Origin of the sequence: Pseudomonas sp. S60 (assembly GCF_016647865.1) — a bacterium.
Taxonomy (GTDB): Bacteria; Pseudomonadota; Gammaproteobacteria; order Pseudomonadales; family Pseudomonadaceae; genus Aquipseudomonas; species Aquipseudomonas parafulva.
In genome coordinates, this window is the sequence record NZ_JACVVH010000089.1 from 1 (window position 1) to 8,807 (window position 8,807).

General features: G+C 62.8%; 9 protein-coding genes and 1 pseudogene. 7 read left to right on the plus strand and 3 right to left on the minus strand.

Features of this window, described 5'->3' with window-relative positions; all coding sequences use genetic code 11:
- Positions 1-62: 62 nt before the first annotated feature.
- Positions 63-935 (plus strand): polyphosphate kinase 2, encoded by an 873-nt coding sequence (gene ppk2 / locus IAE33_RS24075; RefSeq protein WP_201165688.1) that lies wholly within the window; start codon positions 63-65, stop codon positions 933-935.
- 11 nt (positions 936-946) lie between these two features.
- On the opposite strand, the gene IAE33_RS24080 is transcribed toward ppk2, so the two are convergent.
- A complete protein-coding gene (locus IAE33_RS24080) occupies positions 947-1,483 on the minus strand; it encodes a hypothetical protein (protein WP_201165683.1) in 537 nt (178 codons plus the stop codon).
- A 126-nt stretch (positions 1,484-1,609) separates the two neighbouring features.
- Here IAE33_RS24080 and IAE33_RS24085 point away from each other — a divergent pair, with 126 nt between their 5' ends.
- Positions 1,610-2,053 carry a hypothetical protein gene (locus IAE33_RS24085; RefSeq protein WP_201165684.1) on the plus strand — a complete coding sequence of 148 codons (444 nt, stop codon included), beginning with the start codon at positions 1,610-1,612 and terminating at the stop codon, positions 2,051-2,053.
- Between the two features lie 118 nt (positions 2,054-2,171).
- Here IAE33_RS24085 and gabP read toward each other — a convergent pair whose 3' ends face one another.
- Complete coding sequence (gabP, locus tag IAE33_RS24090; RefSeq protein WP_028635314.1) at positions 2,172-3,557, minus strand: GABA permease; 1,386 nt, start codon at positions 3,555-3,557, stop codon at positions 2,172-2,174.
- 639 nt (positions 3,558-4,196) lie between these two features.
- On the opposite strand from gabP, the gene IAE33_RS24095 reads away from it, so the two are divergent.
- The 5 genes and pseudogenes from IAE33_RS24095 to IAE33_RS24115 all read left to right on the plus strand — a co-directional run bounded on the left by IAE33_RS24095 (position 4,197) and on the right by IAE33_RS24115 (position 8,505).
- Positions 4,197-4,970, plus strand: a complete 774-nt coding sequence (locus IAE33_RS24095) for an ABC transporter ATP-binding protein (RefSeq protein WP_028635315.1) — start codon at positions 4,197-4,199, stop codon at positions 4,968-4,970.
- Between the two features lie 11 nt (positions 4,971-4,981).
- Positions 4,982-5,737, plus strand: coding sequence for an ABC transporter substrate-binding protein (locus IAE33_RS24100; protein WP_028635316.1), 756 nt, complete (start codon positions 4,982-4,984; stop codon positions 5,735-5,737).
- Positions 5,738-5,791: 54 nt separating this feature from the next.
- On the plus strand, positions 5,792-6,484 hold the full coding sequence (locus tag IAE33_RS24105) for an ABC transporter permease (RefSeq protein ID WP_201165685.1): 693 nt from the start codon (positions 5,792-5,794) through the stop codon (positions 6,482-6,484).
- The gene (locus IAE33_RS24110; RefSeq protein WP_028635318.1) at positions 6,484-7,173 is read left to right on the plus strand and encodes an ABC transporter permease; all 690 of its coding nucleotides are present in this window, start codon (positions 6,484-6,486) and stop codon (positions 7,171-7,173) included. The genes IAE33_RS24105 and IAE33_RS24110 overlap by 1 nt, the downstream gene beginning before the upstream one ends.
- A 73-nt stretch (positions 7,174-7,246) precedes the next feature.
- A pseudogene (locus IAE33_RS24115) lies at positions 7,247-8,505 on the plus strand (methyltransferase).
- A gap of 80 nt (positions 8,506-8,585) precedes the next feature.
- On the opposite strand, the gene IAE33_RS24695 reads toward IAE33_RS24115, so the two are convergent.
- Positions 8,586-8,807: hypothetical protein (locus tag IAE33_RS24695; protein WP_236407404.1), on the minus strand; the 222-nt coding region annotated here is incomplete at its 5' end.

Genomic DNA, 8,807 nt, shown 5'->3' on the forward strand with positions numbered 1-8,807 from the left:
CCCCATCCGCCACCACCCCCGCACGCACGCGCCGCCCTCGTCAGCGCAAGCCTGAACCTGCCATCACCCAGGTCAGCCAGGCACCCGCCGCGCTTGAAGTGGCCAGTGCGCCCAAGGGCAGCACCGAAGACAGCACCTCGGCCAAGCTTCCGGCGAGCTACCCGTACCGCACGCGGCTGCGACGCCAGGACTACGAAAAGGCCAAGCACGCCCTGCAAATCGAACTGCTGAAGGTGCAAAGCTGGGTGAAGGACACCGGGCAGCGGGTAGTGATTCTGTTCGAAGGGCGCGACGCGGCTGGCAAGGGCGGGACCATCAAGCGCTTCATGGAACACCTGAACCCGCGGGGTGCGCGCATCGTTGCCCTGGAAAAGCCCTCGGAACAGGAAAAGGGCCAGTGGTACTTCCAGCGCTATGTGCAGCATTTGCCCACGGCCGGGGAAATGGTGTTCTTCGATCGCTCCTGGTACAACCGCGCCGGGGTCGAGCGGGTGATGGACTTCTGCACGCCGCTGCAGTACCTGGAATTCATGCGCCAGGCGCCAGACCTGGAGCGCATGCTGTGCAACAGCGGCATTCTGCTGTTCAAGTACTGGTTCTCGGTAAACCGCGAAGAGCAGCTGCGCCGCTTCATCTCGCGCCGCGACGACCCGCTGAAGCACTGGAAGCTGTCGCCCATCGACATCAAGTCGCTGGACAAGTGGGAAGACTACACCGCCGCCAAGGAGGCCATGTTCTTCCACACCGACACGGCCGATGCGCCTTGGACGGTGATCAAGTCCGATGACAAGAAACGCGCGCGCATCAACTGCATCCGCCACTTCCTGCACTCGCTCGACTACCCCGGCAAAGACCACCGCGTGGCCTACGCGCCGGATGCCCTGCTGGTAGGCCGGGCATCACGCGGTTTCGAGGAAGATGAAGCGGTGGCGTAACCCGCCTGGCCTTAGAAGTTGGCGATGGCGCTGCAGTATTCGGCTTTGTGCCTGGGCACCTGATCGGTGCTGCCCAGGCGCTTGAGCGTGCCGCCACAGGCGCTGTAACCACGCAGTACCAGCTCGTAGTCGGCGCCTTTTTCCGGCACGAACCAGAACATGCCCAGGCAGTTTTCCACGGTGCCGTATGCCGGGGAACTGCCGCCGTCCAGAAAGTGCAAGGTGAAGGGCTTGCCGGCCGGCACCAGCACTTCGCTAACAGCATCCCCCCTGCCCACAGCCGCGCCGGCAGGTATGCCCAGGGTTTCGCCGTTCCGGTCGGCGAAGCCCTTTTTCGGTACAGCAATCACGCCTGCACCGGGGCTGTACCAGTCCACGCAATCCTTCTCGGGCACCGCCCGCACCATGCCATTGGCGATGACACGCAGGCGTGCGGTGTCCCCGGCAGTGGGTGAGCCATAGGGCGTGTTGAACGATTTGACGGCAGCAATGTTGCCACAGCCGGCCAGGGCAACGGCCAGCAGGCCGGCTAATACGGGTACTTTCATCCGTGAAGGTCCAGGGAGGTGATGAAGTGTGGGTAGTGTGTCTGAGACCTGCCGAAGCTGCTTGGGTTTCGCAGGCATCTGCGCTTCAATACGCACTTTTCACGGCACCCCCAAAGGACTCCACTCATGGCCACCTCCACCAAGCAACAGAAACGCGCCAAGCGCGCCGCCACCAAGGCCAAGCAGAACCGCATGGTCCGCAGCGGCCAGGCGGTCAAGGCCAGTGCCGGCGACAGCGCCAGTGTTAAGCAGGTGTACGACAAGGCCATGGAGTCGGGCAGTTACGAGCCGCTGTTCAAGAAGATGAAGGAAGCCCAGGAGGATGGCCTGGTCCCGATGATTTCGGTGTTCCTGGTAGACCCGTTGCTGGCCCTGGTGCTCAAGGGGCACAAGGAAGAACACGCCACCGACTACATCGTGCTGGTGTTCAGCGCCTACCGTAAGTGGCTCGACGGTGCTGATGAAGACACCACCATGGCATGGCTGGAGAGTGATGAGTTCCAGAATGCCTATATCACCGCCTCCGAGCTTGTGGCCAAACAGCAGCAACAGCAGAAGCAGTTCGGCTGACAGCGCCCCACAGCCCCGCCCACCCTGTGGGAGCGGGTTCACCCGCGCAGACGCCAGCACATGTAAAAAAGGCCGCGCCCTCAACAGGGCGCGGCCTTTTCATTGCAGCCAGCGCGGATCAGTTATCCAGCGCCACCCGCCCTGCAGCTTCACGCTTGCGATGCACCAGCAGCCCCGCCGCCACTACCGCAATGCTCAGCAATGCGGTGGCGATGATTTCGATACGGTGGTCTTCGCGCAGCGCCATCACGCCCAGTACCGCAACGATGAAGGCAATGGTGGCCCAGGTGAGCCCCGGGAACAGCCACATCTTGAAAGCGATCTTCTCGCCACGGGCTTCACGCTGGGCACGCATGCGCAGTTGCGACACAGCAATCACCAGGTACACCAGCAGCGCGATGGCGCCAGAACTGGCCAGCAGGAACTCGAACACCTGCGCCGGGGCCAGGAAGTTGGCGAACACACACAGGAAAGCCGCTGCCGTGGACAGCAATACCGCCACATGCGGGGTAGCTGCCTTGGTGGTGCGCTGGGCCATGGCCGGTGCGTCGCCGCGCTTGCTCAGGGAGAACAGCATGCGCGAAGAGGTGTACAGCGCCGAGTTGAGGCAGCTGGTCACCGCAATCAGTACCACGATATCGACGATCAGCTTGGCATTCGGCACACCGATACGGCTGAGCACGGTCTGGTACGAACCGGTTTCTGCCAGGGCCGGGTCGTTCCACGGCACCAGCGCAACAACCAGGAAGATCGACACCAGGTAGAACAGGCAGATACGCCAGATCACCGAGTTGGTGGCACGGCTGATCTGCTTGCCCGGGTCCTTGGACTCGGCCGCCGCGATGGTGACGATTTCAGTCCCCATGAACGAGAACATGGTGGTCAGCATGGCTGCCAGCACCGCGCCCAGGCCGTTGGGCATGAAGCCCTGGGTGTCGAACAGGTGGCTGATACCGCTGACCTGGCTGCTGGGCACCAGGCCGAACATGGCCACGCAGCCCACCACGATGAAGCCGATGATGGCCAGCACTTTCAGCAGTGCGAACCAGAACTCGAACTCGCCGTAGTTCTTCACGCTGAACAGGTTGGTGACGGTGAGTGCCAGGGTAATGATCAGCGAGAACGCCCACAAGTCTACCGCAGGGAACCAGGCATGCAGAATGGCCGCCGCCGCGTTGGCTTCCAGCGGAATCACCAGCACCCAGAACCACCAGTACAGCCAGCCGATGGTGAAGCCCGCCCAACGCCCGATGGCGCGGTCGGCGTAGGTGGAGAACGAACCCGTGTCGGGTGAGGCGACCGCCATTTCACCCAGCATGCGCATCACCAGCACCACCAGCGTACCGGCAGCCGCATAGGCCAGCAGTACGGCGGGGCCGGCAGCGGCAATGGCATGGCCGGAGCCGACGAACAGGCCGGCACCGATGACGCCAGCGATAGACAGCATGGTCACATGCCGTTGTTTGAGCCCCTGAGCGAGGTCGTTGGAATTGTTACCGCTCATAAAACTACCTTTGTAAGGAGTGGACCACATCGATTGCGAGTCAGGCGTGCCCTGGGTTGAGGTGGGCAACGCTGCAATCTGCGGTTTCGTACTGGCAATAAGCGCGCCATGTGCCAACCCACCGCACCAAGATTGTGCGTAAGCCTTGATTGACGCGGGATGGAGCGCTTTCGGCCAGCCCGTGACCGAATCATCGCCTAATGATCGGATTACGGAAATACCCACTTACAAATGCACCACGGGTGCCCCTCGGTAACACCCACGCACCATTGCAAGGCAAAAAAGTGCAACCGCTAGGTACAACCATGATGCTGTTTTACACGCTTGCCAGGTGCAGCCCGGCATCAGTGGATCGCTGCCCGCGTGGTCAGGTTTACTCAGCAAACGGTCCGAAAGCGCTTCCCTGGGCCGGCCAAAACTGGCACCATCGCGCCTTTTTTCATCAAGGCTCAGGTGCCGGGCGACAACGCGGGTGGACATCCGCGCGACGTTGCGCTGCAACGATGCGACAAACTGCCCCACCAAGGCCCAGACAGCCCGGCAACCCTGTTGGCCGTCATAATGCCGCTATGCTAGCTTGGCGCACGCCAGGAAGGCCGCCAACAGCTGGGAACGCACCCGAACACATGAGGACCGCACATGGCTCAGGCCACGCCCGCGCTGGAAATCCGCAACCTGCACAAACGCTACGGCGAGCAGGAAATTCTCAAGGGCATTTCGCTGACCGCACGCGACGGTGACGTGATCTCCATCCTGGGGTCGTCCGGCTCCGGCAAGTCCACCCTGCTGCGCTGCATCAACCTGCTGGAAAACCCGCACCAGGGCGAAATCCTGGTTGCCGGTGAAGCCCTCAAGCTCAAGGCCGCGAAAAACGGCGACCTGATCGCTGCCGACAACCGCCAGATCAACCGCCTGCGCAGCGAAATCGGCTTCGTCTTCCAGAACTTCAACCTGTGGCCGCACATGTCCATCCTCGACAACATCATCGAGGCCCCACGCCGCGTCCTCGGCCAGAGCAAGGCCGAAGCCGTGGAGGCAGCCGAAGCGCTGCTGAACAAAGTGGGTATCTACGACAAGCGCCACAGCTACCCCGCCCAGCTTTCCGGTGGCCAGCAACAGCGCGCCGCCATTGCCCGTACCCTGGCCATGAAACCCAAGGTGATCCTGTTCGACGAGCCCACGTCGGCCCTCGACCCGGAAATGGTCCAGGAAGTGCTAAACGTTATCCGCGCATTGGCCGAAGAAGGCCGTACCATGCTGCTGGTGACGCACGAGATGAACTTTGCCCGCCAGGTGTCCAGTGAAGTGGTCTTCCTGCACCAGGGCCTGGTCGAAGAGCAGGGATCGCCGCAGCAGGTCTTCGAAAACCCGACCTCGGCGCGTTGCAAGCAATTCATGTCCAGCCACCGCTAACGGAGCAATACATGCAAACCTACAAGAAGTTTCTCCTGGCCGCTGCAGCCACCCTGGTGATGTCGGCCAACGCCCTGGCCGCAGAAAAACTGCGCATGGGTATCGAAGCGGCCTACCCGCCGTTCAACAACAAGGACGCCAGCGGCAACGTCGTGGGCTTCGACAAGGACATCGGCGACGCCCTGTGCGCCAAGATGAAGGTCGAGTGCTCGGTGGTCACCTCCGACTGGGACGGCATCATCCCGGCCCTGAACGCCAAGAAGTTCGACTTCCTGGTGTCGTCGCTGTCGATCACCGACGAGCGCAAGCAGGCTGTGGACTTCACCGACCCCTACTACTCCAACAAGCTGCAGTTCATCGCGCCGAAAAACGTCGACTTCAAAACCGACAAGGCCTACCTGAAGGGCAAGACCATCGGTACCCAGCGCGCCACCCTGGCGGGCACCTGGCTTGAAGACAACTACGGCAGCGACCTGGACATCAAGCTGTACGACACCCAGGAAAACGCCTACCTCGACCTGGTCGCCGGCCGCATTGACGGTATCCTGGCCGACAAGTACGTGCAGTACGAGTGGCTGAAAAGCAAGGACGGCTCCAACTTCGAGTTCAAGGGCGAGCCGGTGGTGGACAGCGACAAGATCGGCATCGCCGTGCGCAAGGGTGACACCAAGCTGCGCGACGACCTGAACAAGGCCCTGGCCGAAATCAAGGCCGACGGCACGTACAAGAAGATCAACGACAAGTACTTCCCGTTCAGCATCGAATGACCCGCCCCGACCGGCGCGCCCTTGCGGCGCGCCAGTCCCTAAAATGACCTGCCCATGAATATCGACCTGCACGGATTCGGCCCGGCCATGATGGCCGGCACCCTGATGACCGTAAAACTGGCGCTTTGCGCCTTGCTGCTGGGGCTGGTGCTGGGCCTGCTCGGCGCCCTGGCCAAGACTTCCTCGATCAAGCCGCTGCAGTGGCTTGGCGGCTTCTACTCCACCCTGGTACGTGGCATACCCGAACTGCTGTGGGTGCTGCTGATCTATTTCGGCACCGTCGGCCTGATGAGCAGCCTGGGCGATGCCCTGAACATGCCGGGCCTGGAGCTGAGTGCATTTGCCGCCGGCGTCATCGCCCTGGGCCTGTGCTTTGGCGCCTATGCCACCGAGGTGTTCCGCGGCGCCATCCTGGCCATCCCCAAAGGGCACCGCGAGGCCGGCCTGGCCTTGGGCATGTCCAAGGGGCGTATCCTGTCGCGCATCATCCTGCCGCAGATGTGGCGCATTGCCCTGCCCGGCCTGGGCAACCTGTTCATGATCCTGATGAAGGACACCGCCCTGGTGTCGGTGATCGGCCTTGAAGAAATCATGCGCCACGCGCAAATCGGCGTGACCGTGACCAAGGAGCCCTTCACCTTCTACATGGTCGCCGCCTGCATCTACCTAGGCCTCACCATCATTGCCATGACCGGCATGCACTTCATGGAAAAACGCGCCGCTCGCGGCTTCGCGAGGGCCGAATAATGAATTGGGAAGTGATCATCAAGTGGCTGCCCCGCCTGGCCCAGGGCGCCACGCTCACCCTGGAGCTGGTGGCCATTGCCGTGGTGGCCGGGCTGATTCTGGCCATCCCGCTGGGCATCGCCCGCTCTTCGCGCCACTGGTACGTGCGCGCCGTGCCGTTCAGCTACATCTTCTTCTTCCGCGGCACACCGCTGCTGGTGCAGCTGTTTCTGGTGTACTACGGCCTGGCCCAGTTCGACGCCGTACGCAGCAGTTCGCTGTGGCCGTACCTGCGCGACCCGTTCTGGTGCACGGTGCTGACCATGACCCTGCACACTGCTGCCTACATCGCCGAGATCCTGCGCGGCGCACTGCAGTCCATCCCCAAGGGTGAGATCGAGGCGGCGCGGGCGCTGGGCATGTCGCGGGGCAAGACCCTGTTCTACATCATGCTGCCCCGGGCCGCGCGCATCGGCCTGCCGGCGTACAGCAACGAAGTGATCCTGATGCTCAAGGCCAGCGCCCTGGCCAGTACGGTGACCCTGCTGGAACTGACCGGCATGGCCCGCACCATCATCGCCCGCACCTACCTGCCGGTGGAAATCTTCTTCGCTGCCGGCCTGTTCTACCTGCTGATCTCGTTCCTGCTGGTGCAGGGCTTCAAGTTGCTGGAACGCTGGTTGCGGGTGGACGCCTGCCAGGGTCGCTGACCCCGCACCGCCCCTTTCGCGGGTGAACCCGCTCCCACAGGCCCCTCACAGGCTTTCAACCTGTGCCAACCCTGTGGGAGCGGGTTCACCCGCGAAAAGGCCCTCAAACCCTACAACCATCTCCCCATGCCCAACCACCTCCACAGCCACCACCTAAGCACCCGCTTCCTGGCCCTCGACCAGTTCCTGGTGGAGCACCAACAGCTGTGGAAACCGCGCCCCTTCACTACCCTGCAACTGGGCTGGGAGGCCGCCCACCCCGAACTGGCTGCCCACCTGCGCCAATGTTCCTTTGCAGACGCCGAAGCCGACAGCACCACTGACCGCCTGCCCGCCCCCTTCCCGCAACTGGCCGAGCAAGCCCAACAGCTCGCCACGCTCGGCAGCCTGCCCCAGGCCGAACTGCCGCCAGCCACCCACCGCCTGGACGTCGCCGTTCCCGGCCGCAAATGGCAGCAGATCGAAGCCTTCGCCAGCCACCTGGCCTTCAGCGCCCCGCCCCACCACTGGCTGGACTGGTGCGCAGGCAAAGGCCACCTCGGCCGCCGCCTGCTGCAACCCGGCCAGCAACTGACGTGCCTGGAATACGACGCCGAACTGGTTGCAGCTGGCCAGGCACTGAGCACCCATCACCACTTGCCCGCGCAGCATCTGCATCAGGATGTGATGGCACCCGAAAGCGCGCGGCATCTGCATTCGGACACTAGCGTGGTCGCCTTGCATGCGTGCGGCGACCTGCACGTACGCCTGCTGCGGCTGGCCGGCGAGCAAGGCTGCCGGCAGCTGGCGGTGGCCCCGTGCTGCTACAACCGTATCGCCACACCGAGTTACCAGGCGTTATCCACAGCTGCACGCGCTTCCAGCCTACACCTGTCGCTGGACGACCTGGGTTTGCCCCTGAGTGAAACCGTCACCGCCGGTGCCCGCGTGCGCCGCCAGCGTGATACCTCCATGGCGCGGCGGCTCGGTTTCGACCTGCTTCAACGCCAGCAACGCGGGGCAGATGAGTACCTGCCGACGCCATCGCTGCCTGTGGCCTGGCTGAGCAAACCGTTCGAGCAGTATTGCCGTGATCTGGCGGCACTCAAGCACGTACCCATTCACGGTGAACCGAACTGGGTCGCGCTGGAAGCGGCGGGCTGGCAGCGCCTGGCCGAGGTGCGCAACCTAGAGCGCGTACGCAACCTGTTCCGCCGCCCGCTGGAGCTGTGGCTGGTACTGGACCGCGCCCTGTACCTGGCAGAACAGGGTTACGACGTATGCGTGGGGTTGTTTTGCGACTATCCGTTGACCCCGCGCAACCTTCTGATCCTGGCCGAGCGCGGCAGATAGCCGCAGAAAAACCTGTGGATAACTCTGTGAACAAGCTTGTGATTACCTGTTGGAGCCAAGCGCTATTTCCAGCGCCTGGCTTATTCCTTCAGGTACCGCAAGGCCAGCAAAAACAGGCATTTGCGCAAAGACAAGTGGCACAGCAGGGCGGCATGCATTTCGCGCAGGTAGTTGATGCCGCTTGTGCATAAGCGATTTTGACGGTAGCTCAATTGGGGGGAGGGCTGTGAGGTGTTCGCCGTGGGGAATGTAATTGGCCCAAAAACGTAGGAGCGAGCGCAGCTCGCGATGCGCCGCACAAG

Coding starts and splice junctions, on each gene's coding strand:
- IAE33_RS24095 (WP_028635315.1), top strand. CDS start 4,197: ATGGCTCAGGCCACGCCCGCGCTGGAAATCCGCAACCTGCACAAACGC.
- IAE33_RS24110 (WP_028635318.1), top strand. CDS start 6,484: ATGAATTGGGAAGTGATCATCAAGTGGCTGCCCCGCCTGGCCCAGGGC.
- IAE33_RS24085 (WP_201165684.1), top strand. CDS start 1,610: ATGGCCACCTCCACCAAGCAACAGAAACGCGCCAAGCGCGCCGCCACC.
- IAE33_RS24100 (WP_028635316.1), top strand. CDS start 4,982: ATGCAAACCTACAAGAAGTTTCTCCTGGCCGCTGCAGCCACCCTGGTG.
- gabP (WP_028635314.1), bottom strand. CDS start 3,557: ATGAGCGGTAACAATTCCAACGACCTCGCTCAGGGGCTCAAACAACGG.
- IAE33_RS24080 (WP_201165683.1), bottom strand. CDS start 1,483: ATGAAAGTACCCGTATTAGCCGGCCTGCTGGCCGTTGCCCTGGCCGGC.
- IAE33_RS24105 (WP_201165685.1), top strand. CDS start 5,792: ATGAATATCGACCTGCACGGATTCGGCCCGGCCATGATGGCCGGCACC.